Annotated in this window: 19 protein-coding genes and 1 pseudogene; 14 read left to right on the top strand and 6 right to left on the bottom strand. The window is 75.0% G+C overall.

Annotated features, from left to right (window positions below; all coding sequences use genetic code 11):
* The first annotated feature begins 1 nt into the window (after position 1).
* Together IEY37_RS16575 and IEY37_RS16570 are read left to right on the top strand one after the other, a co-directional pair.
* Positions 2-2,095 (top strand): alpha/beta hydrolase, encoded by a 2,094-nt coding sequence (locus IEY37_RS16575; RefSeq protein WP_188943522.1) that lies wholly within the window; start codon positions 2-4, stop codon positions 2,093-2,095.
* 92 nt (positions 2,096-2,187) lie between these two features.
* Entirely contained in the window at positions 2,188-2,535 is a 348-nt protein-coding gene (locus IEY37_RS16570) for a metallopeptidase family protein (RefSeq protein WP_229674527.1), read from the top strand.
* Between the two features lie 33 nt (positions 2,536-2,568).
* Here IEY37_RS16570 and IEY37_RS16565 read toward each other — a convergent pair whose 3' ends face one another.
* Positions 2,569-3,267 (bottom strand): alpha-ketoglutarate-dependent dioxygenase AlkB, encoded by a 699-nt coding sequence (locus IEY37_RS16565; protein WP_188943520.1) that lies wholly within the window; start codon positions 3,265-3,267, stop codon positions 2,569-2,571.
* 110 nt (positions 3,268-3,377) lie between these two features.
* Here IEY37_RS16565 and IEY37_RS22855 point away from each other — a divergent pair.
* From IEY37_RS22855 to IEY37_RS16550, 3 genes and pseudogenes are all read left to right on the top strand, one after another.
* Positions 3,378-4,210: pseudogene (locus tag IEY37_RS22855) on the top strand (LLM class flavin-dependent oxidoreductase).
* A 159-nt stretch (positions 4,211-4,369) separates the two neighbouring features.
* Positions 4,370-4,927: an alpha/beta hydrolase family protein gene (locus IEY37_RS16555; RefSeq protein WP_188943518.1), complete on the top strand. Its 558-nt coding sequence runs from the start codon at positions 4,370-4,372 to the stop codon at positions 4,925-4,927.
* 211 nt (positions 4,928-5,138) lie between these two features.
* Positions 5,139-6,095 carry a carbohydrate kinase family protein gene (locus tag IEY37_RS16550; RefSeq protein WP_188943516.1) on the top strand — a complete coding sequence of 319 codons (957 nt, stop codon included), beginning with the start codon at positions 5,139-5,141 and terminating at the stop codon, positions 6,093-6,095.
* Positions 6,096-6,160: 65 nt separating this feature from the next.
* On the opposite strand, the gene IEY37_RS16545 is transcribed toward IEY37_RS16550, so the two are convergent.
* From IEY37_RS16545 to IEY37_RS16535, 3 genes are all read right to left on the bottom strand, one after another.
* Entirely contained in the window at positions 6,161-6,943 is a 783-nt protein-coding gene (locus tag IEY37_RS16545; RefSeq protein ID WP_188943514.1) for a histidine phosphatase family protein, read from the bottom strand.
* Positions 6,943-7,869, bottom strand: a complete 927-nt coding sequence (pheA, locus tag IEY37_RS16540; protein ID WP_188943512.1) for a prephenate dehydratase — start codon at positions 7,867-7,869, stop codon at positions 6,943-6,945. Before pheA ends, IEY37_RS16545 begins: the two co-directional genes overlap by 1 nt.
* 67 nt (positions 7,870-7,936) lie before the next feature.
* Complete coding sequence (locus IEY37_RS16535; protein WP_188943510.1) at positions 7,937-8,548, bottom strand: P-loop nucleotide/nucleoside kinase family protein; 612 nt, start codon at positions 8,546-8,548, stop codon at positions 7,937-7,939.
* 294 nt (positions 8,549-8,842) lie between these two features.
* On the opposite strand from IEY37_RS16535, the gene IEY37_RS16530 reads away from it, so the two are divergent.
* The 5 genes from IEY37_RS16530 to IEY37_RS16510 all read left to right on the top strand — a co-directional run bounded on the left by IEY37_RS16530 (position 8,843) and on the right by IEY37_RS16510 (position 14,341).
* Entirely contained in the window at positions 8,843-9,970 is a 1,128-nt protein-coding gene (locus IEY37_RS16530) for a diguanylate cyclase domain-containing protein (protein ID WP_188943508.1), read from the top strand.
* Between the two features lie 109 nt (positions 9,971-10,079).
* A complete protein-coding gene (locus tag IEY37_RS16525; RefSeq protein ID WP_188943501.1) occupies positions 10,080-11,258 on the top strand; it encodes a LacI family DNA-binding transcriptional regulator in 1,179 nt (392 codons plus the stop codon).
* Positions 11,255-12,091, top strand: a complete 837-nt coding sequence (locus IEY37_RS16520) for a class I fructose-bisphosphate aldolase (protein WP_188943499.1) — start codon at positions 11,255-11,257, stop codon at positions 12,089-12,091. Before IEY37_RS16525 ends, IEY37_RS16520 begins: the two co-directional genes overlap by 4 nt.
* Positions 12,088-13,269: a Gfo/Idh/MocA family protein gene (locus IEY37_RS16515; RefSeq protein ID WP_188943497.1), complete on the top strand. Its 1,182-nt coding sequence runs from the start codon at positions 12,088-12,090 to the stop codon at positions 13,267-13,269. The genes IEY37_RS16520 and IEY37_RS16515 overlap by 4 nt, the downstream gene beginning before the upstream one ends.
* A gap of 235 nt (positions 13,270-13,504) precedes the next feature.
* Positions 13,505-14,341 (top strand): alpha/beta fold hydrolase, encoded by an 837-nt coding sequence (locus IEY37_RS16510; protein WP_188943495.1) that lies wholly within the window; start codon positions 13,505-13,507, stop codon positions 14,339-14,341.
* A 134-nt stretch (positions 14,342-14,475) separates the two neighbouring features.
* Here the strand turns inward: IEY37_RS16510 and IEY37_RS16505 are convergent, their stop codons facing one another.
* Entirely contained in the window at positions 14,476-15,630 is a 1,155-nt protein-coding gene (locus IEY37_RS16505) for an AAA family ATPase (protein WP_188943493.1), read from the bottom strand.
* A gap of 171 nt (positions 15,631-15,801) precedes the next feature.
* On the opposite strand from IEY37_RS16505, the gene IEY37_RS16500 reads away from it, so the two are divergent.
* Positions 15,802-16,443, top strand: coding sequence for a ribulose-phosphate 3-epimerase (locus IEY37_RS16500; protein ID WP_188943491.1), 642 nt, complete (start codon positions 15,802-15,804; stop codon positions 16,441-16,443).
* Between the two features lie 696 nt (positions 16,444-17,139).
* On the opposite strand, the gene IEY37_RS16495 is transcribed toward IEY37_RS16500, so the two are convergent.
* Entirely contained in the window at positions 17,140-17,940 is an 801-nt protein-coding gene (locus IEY37_RS16495; protein ID WP_188943489.1) for a DeoR/GlpR family DNA-binding transcription regulator, read from the bottom strand.
* Between the two features lie 275 nt (positions 17,941-18,215).
* Here IEY37_RS16495 and IEY37_RS16490 point away from each other — a divergent pair, with 275 nt between their 5' ends.
* From IEY37_RS16490 to IEY37_RS16480, 3 genes are all read left to right on the top strand, one after another.
* Positions 18,216-19,166: an ROK family protein gene (locus tag IEY37_RS16490; protein ID WP_188943487.1), complete on the top strand. Its 951-nt coding sequence runs from the start codon at positions 18,216-18,218 to the stop codon at positions 19,164-19,166.
* A gap of 95 nt (positions 19,167-19,261) precedes the next feature.
* On the top strand, positions 19,262-20,305 hold the full coding sequence (locus tag IEY37_RS16485; RefSeq protein WP_188943485.1) for a Gfo/Idh/MocA family protein: 1,044 nt from the start codon (positions 19,262-19,264) through the stop codon (positions 20,303-20,305).
* Complete coding sequence (locus IEY37_RS16480) at positions 20,302-21,147, top strand: sugar phosphate isomerase/epimerase family protein (RefSeq protein WP_188943482.1); 846 nt, start codon at positions 20,302-20,304, stop codon at positions 21,145-21,147. The genes IEY37_RS16485 and IEY37_RS16480 overlap by 4 nt, the downstream gene beginning before the upstream one ends.
* Positions 21,148-21,157: the final 10 nt, after the last annotated feature.

Genomic DNA, 21,157 nt, shown 5'->3' with positions numbered 1-21,157 from the left:
TGTGCCAATCACTGTGCCGGTCACCGTGCCGGTCACCGTGCCGGTCACCGTGCCGACGTCCGCGCGGCGGCCCGGCAGCCCGCGACCGGCTGCAGCGCTCGCGGCGCTGCCGGACGTCATGTCGACTGACCTGGCCCCGGGATCGGCGGACGTGTTGCGCGCCCTCGCTGCGGACTGGCGGGTCGACGCGGGCGTCGAGCGGTCTGCCGGTGCGGCCCTGCACTCGGTCGCGGCTGCCCTGCCGGCCGTGTGGCGGGACTCGGTCGGCGCCGACGCCCTGCGGCGGGCGATCGTCCTCCCGACGCGGGCGCTCTCCGACACGGCCGATGCGCTCGTCCGCGCGGCCGCGGCGGTGTCCCAGCACGCCGACGTGGTCGCTCGGGCGGACGCCGCCGCCGGATCGGTCCGGGCCGCACTGCAGGCGGCGCAGCAGCGCCTCGCGGAGGCCGGTCGGGCCGTCGACCGGTTGCCCTGGCTGGCGGCCGTCGAGGGACCGTTCAGCCTGCCGGCCACCCTCGACGCCGGCCGGCGGGCCGAGCAGGACGTCGTCGCCGCCCTGCGCGACATCGCCGCGGCGACGGCCGACGGCACGCGGCTGCGTCACCAGGTCGTGGAGTCCGCCGCCGGCACCGCACGGATCGTCCGGGAGTGCCTGGAGGTCGTGTCCGGCTGGGAGACCGGTCGGTCCTACGGACCCCACGGGGCACCGGTCGAGGGGGCCTTCGTCGGGTCCGCCGCCCATGCCCGGTGGGCGGACCGCTTCGCCGCCACGCATCCCCTGCCCCTCCCGTCGGATCCGACTGCCGCCGCGGCGTCCTGGCTGGGCCTCGACCCTCTCGTCCGCACGGCGATCGCCGCCCGGCGACCCGACCTCGTCGGGCAGGCACCGCTGCCGGCGGCCAACCGGGACCGGGCGAACCGTGCCGCCCTGGCGACCCTGGTCGGCGACGCCCGGAGCAGGGTCGCCGCGGTGGGTGCCGCGCTGCCCGGCCCGGACACCGACCCGTCGCTGCACCACGACGGCGTCCTCGATGTCCTGGCCGCCGCCGGATACGGCGCCGCGGACGCCGAATCGGTCGCCGGTGCGCTGGCCGTCGAGCACCAGTTGCAGGTGGCCGCCCGGGCGACGGCTGCGCGCCCGGCGCCGACGGTGCAGCTGCTGGTCTTCGATCCGTCCGCCTTCGACGGTCGCGGCCGGGCCGCGATCTCCGTCGGCGACGTCGCCAGTGCCCGGAACGTCGCCGTGCTGGTGCCCGGGATGACCTCGGACGTCCCGGAGTACCTGGACAACCAGGTGCTCAACGCGGTGCAGCTGGCGGACGAGGCGGCCACCGAGGATCCCGGCCGCGCGGGAGGGGGCGACGACACCGCGGTGGTGGCCTGGGTCGGGTACCGCGCGCCGGATGTGGACATGGAGGTCACCGATCAGGTCCGCGCCGACGCCGGCGCCCGGCTGCTCGCCGCGGATCTCGCGGCCCTGGCGGCGGCCCGGACCGGCGCCGCGGCCAGGACCACCGTGGTCGCCCACTCCTACGGCTCGACCACCGCCGCCACCGCCTTCCAGCGCTACGGAGCCCGGGCGGACGCCCTGGTGCTGGTCGGGTCGCCAGGCGCCGGCAGTGCACGGACGAGCGCGGACCTACACCTGCCGGACGGCCGGGTCTACGTCGGCGCTGCGTCCGGGGACCCGGTGACCACGGTGGTGCAGCAGCTGCAGGACCCGGAGCAGTCGGAGGGAGCGGTGCTGGAGACGGTCGACCGGTACGGCGGCGCGGCCGCCGTCGCCGGGATGGTGCTGCTGGCCGGGCCCGTCGTCGAGGGCCTGCGGACGATGTCCCGGCGTCCCGGACTCGGCGTCGATCCCGCGGGCAGCCGCTTCGGTGCCACCCGGTTCCATGCAGAGACCTCGAGCAAGGACCGGTTCCGCGGCACCAACCACTCGGAGTACTTCCGGCCCGGCTCGGAGTCGCTGCGCAACATCGGCCGGGTCACCACCGGGCGCTACGGACAGGTGGCGGTGGCGCCGCCGCGTCCGGAGCGGGGCGATCACTTCGACGGCCGGGATCCGGAGGCGGACCACACGCCGGTCGGGTGAGTCGCCGGCCGAGCCTCCCGGGTGAGTCGCCGGCCGCCGCCGGCCGTGGGTGATCCGGGCGGTGCGGCCGCTGCCCTCGGCATAGTGGTGGGGTGGCGCTGACGATGAGCCGGGAGGACTTCGAGGGTCTCGTCGCCGAGGCACTGGACCTGATCCCGCGGCAGTTCGCGCGGGCGATGGACAACGTGGTGGTGCTGGTCGAGAACCGTCACCCCAGCCAGCACCTCTACGGGCTCTACCACGGGGTCGCCCTCACCGCGCGGACGTCGAACTACAGCTGGAACCTGCCGGACACCATCACGATCTACCAGGACCCCATCCTCGCCCAGGCGGACACCGTCGAGCAGGCGCGCGAGCAGGTGGCCACCACGGTGATCCACGAGGTGGCCCACCACTTCGGGATCGACGACGACCGGCTCGACGAGCTCGGCTGGGGCTGACCCCGGGGTCCGGACGGTCGTGTGCAGGACGCGTCAGGCGACGCCGTGCGGCCGGAACTGGATGCTGACCCGGGGGCCGACCGGACGCGCCGTCTTGGGAATGGCGTGCTCCCAGGTCCGCTGGCACGACCCACCCATCACCACCAGGTCGCCGTGCCCGAGCGGGACCCGGATGGACGGTCCGCCTCCCCGCGGTCGCAGGTGCAACGGGCGGGTGTCGCCCACGGACAGGATCGCCACCATGGTGTCCTGCTTCGCCCCGCGGCCGATGGTGTCGCCGTGCCAGGCGACGCTGTCCCGACCGTCCCGGTAGAGGCACAGCCCCGCCGTCCGGAACGGCTCCCCGAGTTCGGCCGCGTAGTGCGCGGACAGCTCCTCGCGCGCCGCCTCCAGCACCGGCACGGGCAGCGGCGCACCGTCCGCGTACAAGCAGACCAGGCGCGGCACGTCGACCACCCGCTCGTACATCTGGCGCAGCTCGGCCCGCCACGGCACGTCCGTCAGCAGGGTGTCGAGCACCTGCGCGGAGCCCTCCAGCCAGCCCGGACGGTGGTCGATCCAGGCCCCATCGGTGAGGACGGTGCGGCGCAGCCCGGCCCGCAGCGGACGCAACCCGACCTCCTCGCCCAGATCGAGCAGCGAGGGCTGGATCGCCGCTCCTTCCGGCGGCGCGACCCGGCGCCCGGGCCGGGTGGGACGGACGGCGGTCCCGTGCGACGACGCTGTGGTCATGCACTGATGGTAGGCCCTTCGTCGAACAGGCGTACGACCTTGTGCACAGGTCGGTCAGGACCGCAGATGCCGGACGGCGACTGTCGGACCCTCGTGCCACGGTGACCGACATGAGCAGCTGCCGGTACGGCGTCGTCGTCAGCAAGGCCACCGCCCGCGAGTTCGCCGAGCTCGCCGTCGCGGCCGAGGCCGCAGGGTGGGACGCCGTCTTCACGTGGGAGGCGGTGTGGGGGACGGACGCCTGGGTCACCCTCACCGCCGCCGCGATGCGGACCGAGCGGATACGCCTCGGCACGCTGCTGACGCCGCTGCCCCGCATCCGGCCGTGGGACCTGGCCGGCCGCGCGGCCACCCTGGACGACCTGTCCGGTGGGCGCCTGCAACTGGCCGTGGGGCTCGGCGCGCTCCACCCGGGATGGCTGGCCTTCGAACGGGACCAGGGACGCAAGGTCCGCGTCGAACTCCTCGACGAGGGTCTGGCGGTCTACGACGGGCTGATGCGCGGGCAGCCGTTCCGGTTCTCCGGCCGGCACTACCAGGTCGACCCCACCGACTTCGTCCCGCCTCCGCCACCGGTGCAACGACCACGGGTGCCGGTGTGGTCGGGGCGTATCCGTCGACGGTGTCGCTGCGGAGGGCCGCGCGGTGGGACGGGCTGCTGGCGACCAAGGTGGGGTTCGCGGCGGAGACACCGTTCGGCCCCGACGACCTGCGGGAGGTCGCCGACGCGGTCCGGCCGCTCCGCGAGGCGGCGGGGCTGCCGTGGGAGGGCTACGACGTGGTCGCCGAGGGCACCAGCGAGCCGGGGGCGGCCGGCGTCGACACGGTCGCGCGGTGGATCGAGGCAGGTGCCACCTGGTGGGTGGAGTCCGACTGGGCCATGGGCGACGACGCCGTCGCCCGGCACCGCCGGCGCATCGACGCCGGCCCCCCGCGGCCGTGACCGCCGCGGTCGATCAGGACCGTGGACCCGCCGGACCGGCGGGTCCCGGTCCGTCCGGTCCGGGCCGCCGACCCCGGCGCGCACGGGGGTGGCCGGACGGCGCCGCCGGCCGGGCCGGGTCCAGGATGGACGCCGCACACGAGACGAACGGGGGGCGGGATGGTCGCCGGTGCTCTGCTGCTGACACCGGGAGCGGGCGCCGGACGCGACCATCACACCTTGGTCGCCGTCGAGCGGGCGGTGGCGCCGCTGCCCTGCGAGCGCGTCGACTTCCCGTACCGGCTGGCCGGCCGCCGGTCCCCCGACCGTCCGGAGGTGGCGGTCGCCCACCTGCGGACGGCCGCGGCCGGTCTCGCGGCGCGCGCGGATGTCCCCGCCGACCGGTTGGTGCTGGGCGGACGATCCTTCGGCGGCCGGATGTGCTCCATGGCCGTCGCCGAGGGTTTGCCGGCGGCGGGGCTGGTGCTGCTCAGCTACCCGCTGCACCCGCCCGGGAAGCCCGACCGGCTCCGGGTCGCGCACTGGCCGGAGATCCGCGTACCCGTCCTGTTCGTCTCGGGCCGGTCCGACCCGTTCGGCTCCCCCGACGAGTTCGCCGCCCAGCTCTCCGCGGTGGCCGGGCCGGTCACCCAGGTGTGGCTGCCCGGCGGTCATCAGCCGTCGGCGCCCGACGGTCGCATCGGCGAGATCGTCCGGGACTGGTGCTCCGGGCTGTGACCCGTCCCGTCGACGGGAAGAGGCCCGCTCCGCGGCGCCCCGGAACGCGCCGCCGGCCGGACGGCACGGGCGCCGCCGGGCACGGGCGGCGGCGTCCGGAACCCGCCCGTACGCTGTCGGGGCTTCGACGGGTCCGCCCCGCGGCGGACCGCCCACCAGGACGACTGCCCGAGTGGTTCCACCGGACCACCACCGACCGACCAGGAGTGCCATGGCCACCATCGCCGTCGTGGGCGAGGTCGTCGCCGACGCCGTGCTGCCGCCCGACGGCATCGTCGACGGCGCCGCCCAGCTGACCGTCCACCCCGGCGGCGGACCGGCGAACACCGCGGTGACGCTCGCCCGACTGGGGACGACGGCGCGCTTCGGCGGCCGGCTGTCCGGCGGGGCACTGGGCGCCCTGTGCCGCGCCAAGCTCGAGGCGTCAGGGGTGGATCTCACCGCCAGCGAGCTCGCCACCGAGCCGGCCACGCTCGCCATCGCCCGGCTGGACGCCTCCGGCGCGGCGAGCTACGAGTTCTACACGGACGGCACCGCGGACTGGGCCTGGACCGACGACACGCTCGCCCCGGTCGTCGACGGTCCGTTCGGTGCCGGCGGCGCGCCGGTGGCCCTGCACTCCGGGTCCCTGGCCCTCGCACTGGAGCCGTCGGGGCCGGTCATCGAACGGCTGCTGGCCAGGGCCCGCGGCCGGATGACCGTGTCGATCGACCCGAACCTGCGGCCGCTGCTGGTGCCGGTCGAGCGCTACCGCGCCGCGATCGACCGGTGGGCGGCCCTGGCCGACATCCTCCGAGTGTCCGGTGACGACCTCGAGCTGCTGTGGCCGGGTTGGACCCCGGAGCAGGCGGCGGCGCACCTGCACGCGGAGGGGGTGCCGCTGGTCGTGGTCAGCCTCGGCGCGGACGGCGCGTACGCCTCCCTGCGCGGCGACGCCGTCCGCGTCCCGATCGCGCCCACCTCGCTGGTGGACACCGTGGGCGCCGGCGACTCGTTCCACGGCGGGCTGCTGCACCACCTGGCGGGCATCGGCGCGCTCGGCGGACGGCTCAAGGCGCTCACCGCCGCCCAGCTGGAGGAGGCGCTGCAGTACGCGTCCCGCGTCTCGGCGATCACCTGCTCGCGGCCCGGCGCCGACCCGCCCTGGGCACGCGAGCTGGCCGGCTGACCGACCACCCGCTCACTGGATCCCCGCCGGAGCGGATTCGCGGGTGGCCGCGGCCCGGTCCCCGCCTACCCCGCCCAACCGTGGCCGCCCTCCGAACCGTGGCCGCCCTCCGAACCGTGGCCGCCCGGCGCACCGTGGCCGCCCAGCCCACCGGGCACACCCGCGCCACCCCGCCCACCCGGCCCGTCCGTTGTCCCCGGACCGGTCCGGGCGAACACGTCGCCCGCCGTCGTCCCGCCGACCAGCGCCTCGCCGGTCCAGGACCGGCACACCCATCCGGCCCGCGGGTCACCGTCGACCTCGATGCGCCCGGTGTTGCGCAGGCGGTGCTCGGCGCCGAAGCCGACGGGCAGGTTGACCGACCGGGCGGCCGCCCAGAACCGCAGCACCGCACCGTGGGCGACCAGGACCGCATGGCCGACCCCGGAGGCGGCGACCTCGTCGACCACCCCGTCGAACCGCTCGAGCACCTGGTGGCCGCTCTCCCCGTCCGGGCCGGGCGAGCGCCCGTCAAGCCGCCCGGACATCCACTCGACGATCAACCCCAGGTAGCGGGTGACCGTGTCCATGTCGCCCGCCATCTCCCAGTCCCCCGCTGGGATCTCGCGCAGGTCGGCGCGCACCAGGATCGGCAGCCCGCGCTCCGTCGCCAGCGGGGTCGCCGTCTGCTGGGCGCGCACCGCTGTCGACGCGTACAGCGCATCCACCGGACGCCCGGCCAGGGCTGCCGGGACCGCAGCCGCCTGCTGGCGGCCGAGCTCGGTGAGGGCGGGACCGGGCGGCGCCGTGTCGAGCAGTCCTCGCACGTTCGACGGCGTCTCGCCGTGACGGATGAGCGTCAGGTGCATCAACGACCTCGTTCCAGCAGGTGCTCGACACGGTCGCGGGCATCGGCGTAGGCCGCGTCGCTCGCGTGGTCCGGGGGCGGCACGGCGGTTCCCGACGCCCGGGGATAGCAGCCGAGCCACCGCAGCAGCGCCGATCGGCGGATCAACGCCGCCACCATGTCGGCGACCGCGGGATCGGACAGGTGACCGTCCAGGTCGACCAGGAACACGTACTCGCCGAGCGTGCTCCGGGCCGGCCGGGACTCCAGCCGCACCATGTTCACACCCCGCCCGGCGATCTCCGCGAGGACCTCCAGCAGGGTGCCGGGCCGGTTGTCGACCGACAGGACGAGCGACGACTTGTCGTTGCCCGTCGGCGGCGGAGGCGGGCCCGGTCGCCGGAGCAGCACGAACCGGGTCACCGCGTTGCGGGTCAGCCCGATGTCGTCCGCCAGCACGGTCAGGCCGTACCGCACTCCCGCGACCGGAGCCGCCGCCGCCGCGTCCAGCAGGCCGGCGGCCACGTCCGCCGCCGCCTGCGCCGTCGAGTCGGTGACCACGCTGTCCGCGTCCGGCAGGTGGTCGGTCAGCCAGGCCCGCACCTGCGCGTGCCCGTGCGGGTGCGACCCCACCCGCCGCACCTGCGACAGCGCGGTGCCGGGCCGCACCAGGAGTTGGAAGGTCACCGGCACGAAGGCCTCGGCGGCGATCAGCAGCGGCTCGCCGTGCGTGAGCTCGTCGTTGGTCAGCGGCACCCCGCCCTCGACGGAGTTCTCCAGGGGCACCACGGCCGCCGAGCAGCTGCCGTCCCGCAGCGCCTGGAGGGCCCGGGCGACGCCGGCCGCGGGAAGCAGCTCGACCCCGCCGCCGTGCCGCACGGCGAGCTCCTGGGCGGCCTGCTCGGAGAACGTCCCCTCCGGCCCCAGGAAACTCCACTGCTCGCCCACGCCGTCACCCTAGACGGGGCGGCCGCGGCCACCTGGCCGCGCACGGTCGCGCCGGTGCACCCCGGGGTCAGCCGGCCGGCGTTCCGGTCCTGGTCGCCGGCCCCGCCTGCGCGACCAGCCGGGCGGCCTCCGCCCCGGATTCCGCCGCGCCGTCGGCGGCCAGGTGCGGGACCGCGGGAGGCGGCACCTGCTCGGTGGCCGCCGGCACGGCGGACAGGTCGGCCGCCCGGTCGCGGGGCAGGTTCCGGCGCAACCGTCGCGCCAGGGCCACCTCCGGCGGCACGGTCACCCACACCAGCAGCACCCGGGCCGGCGAGAGCTGCGCCGCCAGCGCGTCGAAGGCGGCCGGGTCACGGATCTCCGAGGTGAACGGCGCCACCATCACCACCGACCGGCCGATGCGCCGGTTGTCGACGGCGATGTCCAGCAGGCACTGGTAGCGCGCCGCCCGGACCGGGCCGCGCAACGCCGGGTGGTCGAGGTCGTCGCCGGCTCCCACCAGGTCGGCGATGCTCTGCATCAAGGGGTTGGTCGCGACGTCCTGGTCCAGCAGCACCGCACCGGCCGCCTTGGCCAGCGCCCTGCCCAGCGTGCTCTTGCCGCTGCCCGGCGGCCCGGCCACCACCCAGACGGTCGGCACCCGGGCGCGCGAGCGGCGCCGGGACGAGGTGGGACTCACCGGCACATTGTGCGGACCGGGACGCGCCGACCGGCACCGCCCCCGGTTCACCCGCCACCGGACGCCGGGCAGCCGTACGGTGGTGCGGGCGGACGGCAACGACGACGATGTCGGACTCGGGGCGACGGGCCGCGGGTGGTGCGGCCGCCGACCGCGAACCGTCGGCACGACGGCCGGGACCCTCCCGGCCCGGACGGGTCCGGGACGCGTGCACCGCCGCCGGACGGGAGGCTCCGTGCACCTGGCGCTGCGATCCACCCCGTCCGACGGCACCGCGGCGGCGGGTTCGCCATGATGACCTGCTTCGCCTGCGGCGACGTGCTGACCGGCTGCCCCGAGGTGTTCCTCGGCGCCGACGACGCCGAGATCCTCGAGCTGGTCGTCGCGCACGCGGCCCAGGACCACGGCATCACCGATCCGCCTCCCGGCTTCGCCGACCAGGTGCTCGCGGCGACGGCGCCGGTGTCCGACTACGTGGCCGGCGTGCTGCTGTCCGGCGGTGACCGGCACGTGCACGTGCTGCCCGGCCGGCGCGACGCCGCCCGCACCGTCCGCGCTCCGGGCTACGACGTCGGCCTGCTGCGGAGTGTCTTCGACGACGCGCCGGTCGCCGTCGCGGTCACCGCCGTCGACGGTCACTTCCTGCACGTGAACCAGGCGCTGTGCGACCTGCTCGGCATGCCCGCGGCCACCCTCGCCGGCCTCGCGCTCGACGACGTCCTCGCTCCCGCGCAGGTGGCCCAGGCACGGCAGGCACGGGAGCAGATGCTCGCCGAGCGGCAGCACCGGCACCAGGGCGAGTTCGACGTCGTCCGGTCCGACGGCCGCACCGTGCCGGTGGAGCTGACCTGCGCCCTGGTGCTCCGCTCCGACGGCGAACCCGAGCACGTGGTCTGCCACCTGCAGGACATCACGGCCCGGCGCGCCGACCACCGGCGGCTGGCCGAGGCGGCCCAGTACGACCCGCTGACCGGGCTGCCCAACCGGGCGTACTTCTTCGAGCAGCTCGAGCAGGCGCTCTTCCGCCGCGACCTGTCGTCGGGAACCGTCGTGGTGCTGTTCTGCGACCTCGACCGGTTCAAGGCGATCAACGACACCTACGGCCACCAGGTGGGCGACGAGGTACTGGTCGAGTTCGCCGCGCGGCTGCTCGCCACCACCCGACGGGGCGACCTGGCCGCCCGGCTGGCCGGCGACGAGTTCGTGGTGCTGTTCGAGCACGGGTCGCGGCTGAACCCCGACCGGCTGATCCGCCGGATCCAACGGGAGATGGCGGCGCCGTTCGCCGTCGCCGGCCTGGAGCTGCCGGTCCGGGTCTCGATCGGCGCCGCGGTGGCCGACCGGCCCGGCTCCACCGCCTCCGAACTGCTGCGCCTGGCGGACGAGGCCATGTACACGGCGAAGCCGCGCGACCGCGGGTGAGACGGGCCGGACCCGACGCCCGCGGGCCGTGTCGGACCCGCCGCCTGTGGTTGACAACCGGCACGGTCGACCGCCACACTGCGGATAACGTTATCCCACCGGAGGTGCGATGGAGTCCGGCAAGCGGGCGACCATGGTCGACGTCGCGGCCGCGGCCGGCGTCGCGCTCCGCACCGTGAGCCGGTACGTCAACGGGCAGACCAACATCGCCCCCGAGATCGCGGCCCGCATCGCCGCCGCGATCGAGACGCTGAACTTCCGGCGCAACAGCGCGGCCGCGAGCATCCGCCCCGGCCAGCGGTCCGGGCTGGTCGCCCTGATCACCGAGGACATCGCCAACCCGTTCTACGCCGCGGTCACCGGTGCGGTGGAATCGGTGCTGCGACGGCACGGCTACCTGCTCCTGGCCGCGTCGTCCGAGGAGGACGGCGGCCGGTTCGCCGACCTTGTCGAGCGGCTCATCGAGCGCCGGGTGGACGGCCTCATCGTGGTGCCTCCACTGGACCCGGGTCCTCGCTGGGCCGCCCTGGCGCGGGAGATCCGGGCGCTGGTCCTGCTCGACCGCCCGGTCGTCACCGAAGCGGCAGCCGGAACCGGTACCCCGACCGGGACCGGCACGCCCACCGGAACCGAGGCACCGACCGCGCCCGGCGCGCTCCGGGCCGACCTCGTCGTCGCCGACGACCGGGCCGGCGGTGCGCTGGCCACCCGGCTGCTGCTGCCGGCCGGCCCGCGCGTCGCCTTCGTCGGCGACACACTGGCGCTGCCGACCCTGGCCGCGCGCCACCGGGGCCATCTGGACGCCCTGCACGACGCCGGCATCCACGCCGACCCGGCGCTCACCGTGGCGGGTCTGCGCGAGTCGTCCACCGTGGCAGCCGGGATCGGTGCGCTGCTCGACGCCGGGGCCGCCGTGGACGGGTTCTTCGCGGCGAACAACCGGGCGGCCCTCGGGGTGCTCTCCGCACTGGCCGAGCGCGGCCTGCGGCGACCCGTCGTCGGGTTCGACGACATCGAGGGAGCGCAGCTGTTCGACCCACCGCTGACCGTCGTCCGCCCCGACCTCGCCGCCATGGGCCGCACCGCCGCCGAGCTGCTCGTCGAGCGGATCGCCGGCAGCGACCGGGATCCCGTCGTGCACGTGGTCCCCGTCGATCCCGTCCTGCGCCGCTCCCACCTCGCCGCGCCAGCACCGGCCCGGGTCACCGGACCGGCCGCAGCGCCGCCGGCACCCGCGACGTCCCCACCTCCACCCGCACCACCCACACGAGAGAGAGACCACCAGTGAGCACCTACCGGCTGCAGCGGCTGTTCCACCCCCGATCCGGGCGGCTGCTGGACGTGGCCGTCGACCACGGCTTCTTCGGGGAGCCGGCCTTCCTGTCGGGCATCCGCGACATGCGCACGGCCATCGACGTCCTCGTCGACGCGGCACCGGACGCGATCCAGCTGACCGCGGGCCAGGCGCCGCTGCTGCAGGACCGGCCCGGCCGCGTCAAGCCCAGCCTGGTGCTGCGGTCCGACGTCGCCAACGTCTACGGTCCCGCCCTGCCGGACCGGCTCTACAGCCTGCCGATCCAGCACGCGGCCGAGACCGCGGCCCGGCTCGATGCCGCGTGCCTGGTGGTCAACGTCTTCGACATGCCGGGGCAGCCGGAGCTTCGCGAACAGTGCGTGCGCAACGTCCTGGCGCTGCGTCCCGAGTGCACCGCACTGGGGATCCCGTTGATGGTCGAGCCCCTGGTCATGCGGGCCAACAACGCCGGCGGGGCGTACCTGGTCGACGGTGACGTGGACCGGATCACGGCGCTGGTCCGCCAGGCGGTGGAGTTGGGCGCCGACCTGATCAAGGCGGACCCCACCGACGACATCAGCCGCTACCACGAGGTCGTCGAGGTGGCGGGCCACATCCCGGTTCTCGTCCGCGGCGGCGGCCGGGTTCCCGACGACCAGTTGCTGCAGCGCACGGTCGACGTGCTCGCCCAGGGCGCCCGCGGGATCGTCTACGGGCGCAACATCATCGCCCACCGGGATCCGGCCGGCATCACCCGCGCGCTGATGGCCGTGCTGCACGACGACGCCTCGGTGAGCGACGCGCTGGCCCTGGTCGGTGCCGCGTGAGCGCGCCGCAGCGGGTCCGGATCGGCGTCATCGGCGCGGGCCTGATGGGCCGCGAACTGGCCGGGGTGGTGGGCCGGTGGTCGGCCCTGCAGCAGAGCCCGGTGGAGCCCGTGCTGACCGCCGTGTGCGACGTCAACGAGACCGCGCGCGAGTGGTTCCGCCGGGTCGGCAGCGTCGAGACCTTCACCGGCGACCACCGCGACCTGCTCGACGGCCGGGTCGACGTGCTCTACATCGCGGTGCCGCACCACCTGCACGAGGCGGTGTACACCGACGTGGCCGCCGCCGGCGTGGACTTCCTCGGCGAGAAGCCCTTCGGTATCGATCCCGCCGCCGCGGCGGCGATCGCCACCGCGGTCGAGCAGGGCGGCGTGTTCGCCCGCTGCTCCAGCGAGATGCCCTTCTACCCCGGTGCCCAGCAGGCGGTCCGATACCTGCAGGACGGTCGCGCCGGCCGGATCGTCGACGCCGAGTTCTCCTTCCTGCACTCGTCGGACCTGGACACCCGCAAGCCGATCAACTGGAAGCGCCGGACCGAGTTCTGCGGGCAGATCGGCGTCATGGGCGACCTGGGGATGCACGTGGCGCACGTCCCGCTGCGGCTCGGCTGGCAGCCGGCAACCGTCTTCGCCCAGCTGCAGGACCTGGTGCCGGAGCGGCCGGGGCCGGACGGCCGCCCCGTGCCGTGCGACACCGTCGACAACGCCAGCCTGTACACCACCGCGGGCGCACCGGCCTTCCCGCTGTCGTTGCACACCAAGCGCATCGCGCCGGGCGAGATGAACACCTGGCGGATGCGGGTGACCGGCATGGAGGGCGGCGTCGAGTTCTCCACGCGCTACCCGCAGTCCGTGCGGGTGATGAGCGTGCGCGACGGGGTGCAGGTGTGGGAGGAACGGATGGCCGGCAGCCAGTCGGCGCAGCCCACCGTCACCGGGCCGATCTTCGAGTTCGGCTTCCCGGACGCCCTGCTGCAGATGTGGGCCGCCTACCTGACCGAGCGGGCCGGCGCACTCGGGACGGCCTTCGGGTGCGCCACGGTCGCCGAGGCGCGCGCGGCGCACGACGTCTTCGACGCGGCCCTGCGGTCCAGTGCCGCGGCGGCGGCCGTGCCGGTGGAGCATGGCACCGCGCGGCGGCACGAGCCGTCCGACGTCGCCGGGGTGATCGGCCGCTGACCCCCGGCGGGCGGGGGGTCGCACCCGTCCGGATCCGGGACGGGTCCGGCCCTCAGCCGGAGCCCGGGGCGGGCACCGGTCCGGTCCCCGGTGGGTGCGGCGCTCCGGTGGGAACCGGTGCGGACCCGTCCGGGTAGCGTCCCGCGTCGAACCGCCGGTGACGCCGGGCGGGTCGTGTCCCGCGGGCCGCGGCCGGCCGGCGAGATCCCCACGACAGCAACCGAACGGAGCGGACATGACCGAGATCACCGCCCACCACGGCATCTTCAAGAACACCGACCTGCACGTCGACGACACGGGCGGCCCGGGCCGCCCGGTCGTCCTGATCCACGGCTGGCCGCTGTCCGGGCAGGCGTGGTCGCTGCAGGTACCGGCGTTGCAGGCGGCGGGCTACCGGGTCGTCACCTACGACCGGCGCGGCTTCGGCCGCAGCGACAAGCCGTCGACCGGCTACACCTACGACACCCTGACCGACGACCTGCGCACCCTGCTCACCGAGCTCGACCTGCAGGACGTCACGCTCGTCGGCTTCTCGATGGGTGGCGGGGAGGTGGCGCGGTACTTCTCGCGGTACGGCGCCGAGCGGCTGCACAGCGTCGTCTTCGCCTCCGCCGTGCCGCCCTACCTCGAGAAGACGGGCGACAACCCGGACGGCCCCTTGGAGAGGAGCCAGGCGGCGGAGATGACCGCCCAGCTGACGGCCGACCAGGACGCGTTCTACGACGACTTCACCCGGCAGTTCTTCTCGGCCGACGGCGTGCTGGCGGTCACCGAGGAGCAGCGCCAGGAGGCGCTGGCGCTGTGCCACCAGGCCGACAAGAAGGCGGCGCTGGCCTGCATGGCGGCCTTTGGGACCACCGACTTCCGCGACGACCTGCCGAAGGTGTCGGTGCCCACGCTGGTGCTGCACGGCGACAAGGACGCCACCGTCCCCTTCGAGGGCTCCGGCCGGCGCACGCACGAGGCGATCCCGGGCAGCCGGGTGCACCTGGTGGCCGGCGGACCGCACGGGGTGAACACCAGCCACCCCGACGAGTGGAACCGGGTGCTGCTGGAGTTCCTGGCGGTCTGACCGGTCCCCGGGCAGGGCCGGCTCCCGGCCGGTCCCGCCGGCAGCCGGCCGGCCGCGCGCACGTGCGGCCGGCTGCGGTCCCTGCCGGCTGCGGTCCCTGCCGGCTGTGGTCCCTGCCGGGCGGTTGGGCCGGCTCAGCGGCCGGGCCAGCGCCAGGACGGCTCGTCCAGCCGCCCCTGGTCCACCACGACGGTCCCGTCCGTTCCCCGGGCCAGCTCGACGGACCTCGAGTCGGGCGAAGACTGCTCGAGCAGCGAGCAGAACGCCACCGAGTGCGACACGACGACGACCTGCGACCGCTGCGCCGCTCCGGCGACGAGCTCAGCGAGCGCCGGGAGCAGGCCGGGGTGCAGGCTCGTCTCCGGTTCGTTGAGCACCAGCAGCGGCGGCGGCCGCACCGTGCCCAGGGCGGCGACCCACAGCAGGTAGCGCAGCGTCCCGTCGGAGACCTCGGCCATGGACAGTGGCCGCAGCAAGCCCGGCTGGTGGAGCACCAGCCGGAAACGCCCGTCCCGCTCCTGCACCTGCACCCGGCTGCCGGGGAATGCCGACCGGACCGCCGCCTGCAGGGCGTCGGCGTCCCCGACGTCCTCGATGGTGGCCATCGCGGCCGCCAGGTCCCCGCCGTCGGAGGCCAGGGACACGGTGCGGGTGGCGATCGGATCGGTCCGCGCGGGAGCGTGCGCGTCGGTGCGCAGCTGGTCGTAGAACCGCCACCGGCGCAGGCGGTCGCGGAGCGCCAGCAGCTCCGGAGCGCCCCGGGGGTCACCCAGCTCGCCCAGCACGCTCTCGTAGGGCCGCAGCGGGTGGTCGACCTGCTGCCAGCGTCCCTCGTCGTCGCGGATCCGGACCGCGCCGTTCGCGCGGTCCACCAGCTCACCGGCCGGCGTGAGGACCGGCCCGGCCCACACCGATTCGCGCTTGATCTCCGGGTCGAGGACGAACCGGGTCGGCGGCGTCGGCAGCCCCAGGTCGATCGCGTATCCGAGGTCGTCGCCGGAGAACCCGACCCGCAGGCTCACCGGGCGGCGGCGGACGGTGCCCTGAGTAGGGCCGCCGTGCCGTCCGGAGCCGTTCTCCGGTCCGGCCCAGAGGGCCGACCCGATCCCGCCCTCGCGGGCCAGCGCCGCCACCGCGCCGTCGTGCGCGGCCGCCGCCAGCAACGACAGCGCCCGGTACAGCGTCGACTTGCCGCTGCCGTTCTCGCCCGTGACGATCGTCAGCGGGGCGAGCGGGACGGCGAGGTGCCGCAGCGACCGGTAGCCCTCGACGGCGAGCGTGCGCAGCATCGGCGAGAGCCTACGGGCGAGGACCGACGAGCACGCCGGTATGTTGCGGTCCGCCCGGCCCGGGCAGCGCCGTGGTCGGAGGGCCGCACCGCTCGACTGCGCTCGACTTAATGCGTTATCCTTCGACGGGCGTCCGCGGGTGGCATCTTGACGACCAGGAACGGAGCAGCCGTGCAGGCGTACGTGTCGCTGTGGTCTGCGGACCTGCTCGACATCGGCCGGGCCGTCGATCTGGTCGCCGACGTGGCCGACGGGTTCCACCTCGACGTCTTCGACGGCCACAACGTCGACGACCTGTTGTTCGGGCCGGACTTCGTGGCGGCGCTGCGCCGGCGGACGACGCTGCCGCTGGACGTCCACCTGAACGTCACGGATCCCGACCACTGGGCCCGGCGTTTCGTCGACGTCGGCGCGGACATGGTGACGGTGCAGTCCCGCCCGTGCCCGGATGTCGCCGCGACATTGGACCGCATCCGCGACCTGGGTGCCCGTTCCTCGCTGGGCGTGGAGACCGACGAGTCCATCGCCGACGCCGCGCTTCTCGCCGGGCACGTCGACCGGTACCTCGTGATGGGGACGGCGATCGGCGTCAAGGGCGTCGGACTGGACCCGTGCACACCCCAGCGTGTGGCCGAGCTGCGGTCGACGGTGGCGGACGGTGGACACCGGATCCCGGTGTTCGTGGACGGTGGCATCCGCCCGACCACGGTCGACGCGCTCGCCGCTGCCGGCGCCGACGGCGTCATCCCGGGTTCGCTGGTGTTCGGCGTGCCGGATCCGGTGGCCGCGATCCACCGGCTCCACGGACTCTGACGACCGCCGCGGTCCGTCCCGCCGTGTCGGCGGACCGCGGCGGTCCGCGGCGGATCCTGCGCCAGGGACCACCGTGCGATCTCGAGTCATCGCCTGTCGATGGTCCACGGTGGCAGGCGATGTCACCGGCACCCGGTGGAGATCCGAGATGGGAAGCGACCACGCCCGTCCGGCCGAACTGGTCCAGGCGGGCGACGAGCGGCGGTGGGGGCCTTGGGCACGCACACCGGTGCGGCCCGGAGCAGCATCGTGACTGCCCGGTCGACGGGGGTCCGGCCGCGACGCGGCGGATCGCCGAGTCCCTGCCGACCTGGACCCGGCACAGCAGCGCCGGACGCCTCTTCAGGGCCTCAGGACCATCTTGTGCACGGACGGGTCCTGGCGGGCGGCGTCCAGCGCCTCGCCGTACTGCTCGAACCGGAACCGGCGCGTGACGATTCCAGCCGTCCGGGCACGGCCACTGCGCAGGCCCGGAGTGCGGGCCCGAACGAGTCGATCTCGGCGAACGAGCCCTTGATCGTCAGCTCCTGGCGGAACACCTCGTACGGCGAGACGGTGATCAGGCGCTCCTAATTCGCCGCGGGCCCCCGACGGCGGGCAATGTCAAGACGTCACTGGTCGAGTCGAGTCGGAAAAAGTAGCAAGTCCATCGACGCCCGGCGGGGCTCGACGGGTCGCCGAACAGCCGGCCGGACGTCAGGGAGTGAGCACTCGCAGGCCGCGCCGGTCGGCCAGCCGCCGTTCGTCGTCCGGGAGCCGGTCGGTGACGAGCACGTGCACGTCCTGCAGCGACGCCACCCGGGCGAAGTCCGAGGCGCCGAACTTCGACGAGTCCATGCAGACCACCACCCGCCCGGCCCGCTGGATCACCTCGTGCTTGACCTGCGCCTCGGACAGGTCCGCGACGGACAACTCGTCACCGCGCAGGCCGGACACCCCGATGAACGCAGTGGACACCGAGAACTGCTGCAGCGACAGCAACGTCAGCGGCCCGGTGAAGGACTTGCCGGCCGTGCGATAGCTGCCGCCCAGCACCACCAGGCCGATGCCCGCGGCGTCGGCCAGGGTCTGCGCCACCTCGATGCCGTTGGTCAGCACGTTGAGCTGCCGTGGTCGCTCCGTCACCGGTGTATCGGCCAGCAGCGACGCCAGGGCCAGCACCGTGGTGCCGTTGTCCAGGTACACCGACTCACCGTCGCCGATGAGACCCAGCGCGAGCGCGGCGATACGGCTCTTCGCGTCGACGTTGCGCGAGCTCCGGGCGGCGATCGTGGGCTCGGCGGACTGCGCGGCAGCGGCCAGCGCCCCGCCGTAGGTCCGGCGCAGCAGGCCGCGCCCGGCCAGGTCGATGATGTCCTTGCGGACGGTGGGTTCCGCCACGGCGAGTTCCGCCGCTAGCTCGACGGTCCGGATCCGCCCGCGTTCGGTGAGCAGCTGCAGGATGCGTTCCTGCCGCTCGGCGGCGAACGCGGGTGGATCGCCGTCTGCCCTGCCCATCCGCAGGACTGTAGCAACGCCGGGTATCGCCGCCGGGTCCCCGACTGAAGACCACGGCCGGCCATCAGCCACGGGCTCGGAGCGAGAGCTCGCACCCAGGTCTGGACATCTTCGACTCGTTCCGTCATGCTTCGACTCGACACAGGTCGGCGCGGGCCGGCTCCCACCACGGCGGCGGAGGCGGCATGGAGCGGACGGCCCAGCGGTCCGACGCGCGGCCGGGCGCCGCTAACCGGCCGCCCGCGCCCGTCCCGGCACCTGCCGACGACCGGGACGTGCACCCACCCGCCCGGCGGATCGGGATCGACATCGGTGGCAGCAAGATTGCATCCGCAGCGGTGGCCGCAGAGGTCACCGCGGGCGCGGACCCGGACGACCTGCTCCGGCACCACCGCTCCGACCCGTGGGAGTCCCGCGACTACGAGGCGGCCGTCGACGGCCTCGCCCGGCAGGTGCGCTGGTTGCTCGACGAGCTCGCCTGGCCGGACGCCGCGGTCGGCGTGTCCGTGGCTGCGTTCCTGACCCCGGACCGGTCCGGGATCGTCGAAGCGCTGAACCTCGGCTGGCGCGACCGGCCGCTGGCCCGCGATCTCTCCGTCGTCCTCGACCTGCCGGTGACGCTGCACAACGACGCCAACGCGGCCGTGTGGGGCGAGTACCTGCTGGCCGGCAGTCCTGCCGAGGGCGCTTTCGTGCTGCTCACCCTGGGCACGGACGTCGGCGGCGGGGTAGTGGTCGACGGCCGGCTGCTGACCGGCGCGCACGGCATCGCGGGCGAGCTCGGGCACCTGACCGTGGATCCCGGAGGTCAGGTCTGCGTCTGCGGCGCCGCCGGTTGCCTCGCCGTCTACGCCAGCGGCGCGGCCATCGCGGCCGGCGTCCGCGCCGCGGTGCCGGCCGCCGACCTGGCGCGGGCCGGCGGCGGAGCGCCGGCCGTGACCGCGCTCGCCCGTCGCGGCGACGAGCGGGTGCTCGCCGTCGTCGACCGTGCCGCAGCGGCCATCGCCGCCGCATCGGGCCAGATCTCCCGGGTGGTCGACCACCACACCCTGGTGCTCGGCGGCGGGGCCGCCGACCTCGGCGACCCGCTGCTCGCGGCGGTCCGCCGCCACCTGTCGGCCGGCGTCCCCGTCGGGCCGGTCCGACCGCACCCGCACGTCCGCGCCGCCAGGGCCGGCAACCGCGCCGGTGTCCTCGGCGCCGCCGACCTCGCCGGCCGCCGCTGACCGCCCCGCACCCCGGCACCCGCGCCACGGGGTGCTCGCAGCCATACCGCACGACCCGACACCATCACGAACCCCGTCCCCCGAGAGGCGTTGCCATGACCGACGAACTAGGGATCGGCGTCATCGGCGCCGGCCGGATCGCCCAGGCGGCGCACCTGCCGGCCCTGGCCCGCGCCGACGGGGCCCGGCTGGTGGGGCTGTGCGATCCGTCCCCGGTGCTCGCCGAGGCGGTGGCCCGGCGGTACGAGGTGCCGGGTCACACCTCGGTCGAGCGGTTGCTGGCCGACCCCGCCGTGGACGCGGTCATCGTGGCGGTGCCGGACCGCCTGCACCTCTCGCTGGCCGGGATGGCCCTCGACGCAGGCAAGCACGTCCTGGTCGAGAAGCCGATCGCCGGCACGGTCGGCGACGCCGAGGCGCTGGCCGCCAAGGCCGCCGGCACCGGCCTGCACCTGCAGGTCGGCGCGATGAAGCGGTACGACCCCGGTGTCGCGTTCGCCGCCGACGCGGTGCGGAACCGGATCGGGCGGGTGCTGTCGGCCAGCGTCTGGTACCGCGTCATGTCGGCCCTGCGCCCGGCGACGGAGGCGACGCTGTTCCCCGCACTGGTGGTCGACCCGGAGGTCCGCGCCCACGAGGCCACGTTCAAGGCCGACCGGCCCGGCTACCTGCTGACTACGCACGGCTCGCACGTCTTCGACGGGCTGCGCTACCTGCTCGGCGACCCGGTCACGGTGTCCGCCCGGCTCGCCCAGGTCGGTCCGGATCTGAGCTGGCACGGCCTGGCGACGCTGGGCGACGGCGGTCTCGCGCACTTCGAGATCTCCGCCAACGTGCACGCCGAGTGGTCCGAGGGTGCGGACATCTACGGCGAGAAGGGCTGCGTGCGACTGCGGACCCACTTCCCCTTCGCGTTGCGGGCCAGCGACGTGGAGGTCTTCGACGAGGAGACCGCGACGGCCAAGCGCCCGGCGTTCGGCGACACCAACGCCTACGAACGGCAGGTCGAGGCGTTCGCCCGCGCCATCCGCGACGGTCTGCCGGACAACCCGGATGCCACCGACGGTGTCGCCGCCGTGCGGCTGATCGCCGCAGTGGCGGAATCGGTCTCGCGGGACGGCGCGGCGGTGGCGCCGTGACCGAACTCGGCGTCTTCGCCCGGGTGTTCCCGGCCGGTCCGGCGCCCGCCGTCGCGCGGGCCATCCGCGGAGCCGGGTTCACCGCGACCCAGCTCAACCTCTCGGCCGTCGGCCGGCCGACGCTCGACACCGGGCTGACCGAGGACGACGCCGCGTCGATCGGCACCGCGTTCCGCGACGCCGGGATTCGGATCTGGGGCGTCTCCGGGACGTTCAACGCGATCCACCCCGACGTCGAGGCCCGCCGGCGCGGTGTCGACGGCTGCCTGGCCGTGGTGCGCCGCGCCGGTGCCCTCGGCGCCGAGGTCGTCACCCTGTGCACCGGCACCCGGGATCCGGCAAACATGTGGCACGCGCACCCCGACAACCGGTCCCGGGCCGCCTGGGCGGACCTGCTGCGCACCCTCGACCCACTGCTCGACGCGGCCCGGACGGCCGGCGTCCGGCTTGGCATCGAGCCCGAGCCCGGCAACGTGGTCGCCGACGCGGACACCGCCGCCCGGCTGTTCCAGCACTACGGCATCGACGCCCGCCACCTCGCGGTCGTCCTGGACCCCGCCAACCTGCTCACCGTCGACACGCTGCCGCACCAAGAGGCCGTGCTCACCGAGGCGTTCGACGTCCTCGGCGCGCACGTCGCGGCCGTGCACGCCAAGGACGTCGTGGCCGCCGGCTACGCCGCGTCCGGATGCGGCGGCATGGACTACCCGCTGGTCCTGCGCCTGCACGCCGGACTGCCGCACCCGGTGCCGGTCATCGCCCAGGACCTGAGCGCCGAGGACGCGCCGCGGGTGGTGCGATTCCTGCGGGACGCCGAGCGGGCCGCAGGGTCGTCGCGGTGACGTCCCGATC

The organism is Nakamurella endophytica, assembly GCF_014646215.1.
GTDB lineage: Bacteria > Actinomycetota > Actinomycetes > Mycobacteriales > Nakamurellaceae > Nakamurella > Nakamurella endophytica.
The sequence above is the reverse complement of the archived record's forward strand: the minus strand, read 5'-3'. Positions and strand labels throughout refer to the sequence as shown.

What these genes read in the sequence shown, in the direction of transcription:
- IEY37_RS16565 (WP_188943520.1), bottom strand. Translation starts at nt 3,267, where the DNA reads ATGACCACAGCGTCGTCGCACGGGACCGCCGTCCGTCCCACCCGGCCC.
- IEY37_RS16555 (WP_188943518.1), top strand. Translation starts at nt 4,370, where the DNA reads ATGGTCGCCGGTGCTCTGCTGCTGACACCGGGAGCGGGCGCCGGACGC.
- IEY37_RS16550 (WP_188943516.1), top strand. Translation starts at nt 5,139, where the DNA reads ATGGCCACCATCGCCGTCGTGGGCGAGGTCGTCGCCGACGCCGTGCTG.
- IEY37_RS16545 (WP_188943514.1), bottom strand. Translation starts at nt 6,943, where the DNA reads ATGCACCTGACGCTCATCCGTCACGGCGAGACGCCGTCGAACGTGCGA.
- IEY37_RS16530 (WP_188943508.1), top strand. Translation starts at nt 8,843, where the DNA reads ATGACCTGCTTCGCCTGCGGCGACGTGCTGACCGGCTGCCCCGAGGTG.
- IEY37_RS16525 (WP_188943501.1), top strand. Translation starts at nt 10,080, where the DNA reads ATGGAGTCCGGCAAGCGGGCGACCATGGTCGACGTCGCGGCCGCGGCC.
- IEY37_RS16510 (WP_188943495.1), top strand. Translation starts at nt 13,505, where the DNA reads ATGACCGAGATCACCGCCCACCACGGCATCTTCAAGAACACCGACCTG.
- IEY37_RS16505 (WP_188943493.1), bottom strand. Translation starts at nt 15,630, where the DNA reads ATGCTGCGCACGCTCGCCGTCGAGGGCTACCGGTCGCTGCGGCACCTC.
- IEY37_RS16495 (WP_188943489.1), bottom strand. Translation starts at nt 17,940, where the DNA reads ATGGGCAGGGCAGACGGCGATCCACCCGCGTTCGCCGCCGAGCGGCAG.
- IEY37_RS16485 (WP_188943485.1), top strand. Translation starts at nt 19,262, where the DNA reads ATGACCGACGAACTAGGGATCGGCGTCATCGGCGCCGGCCGGATCGCC.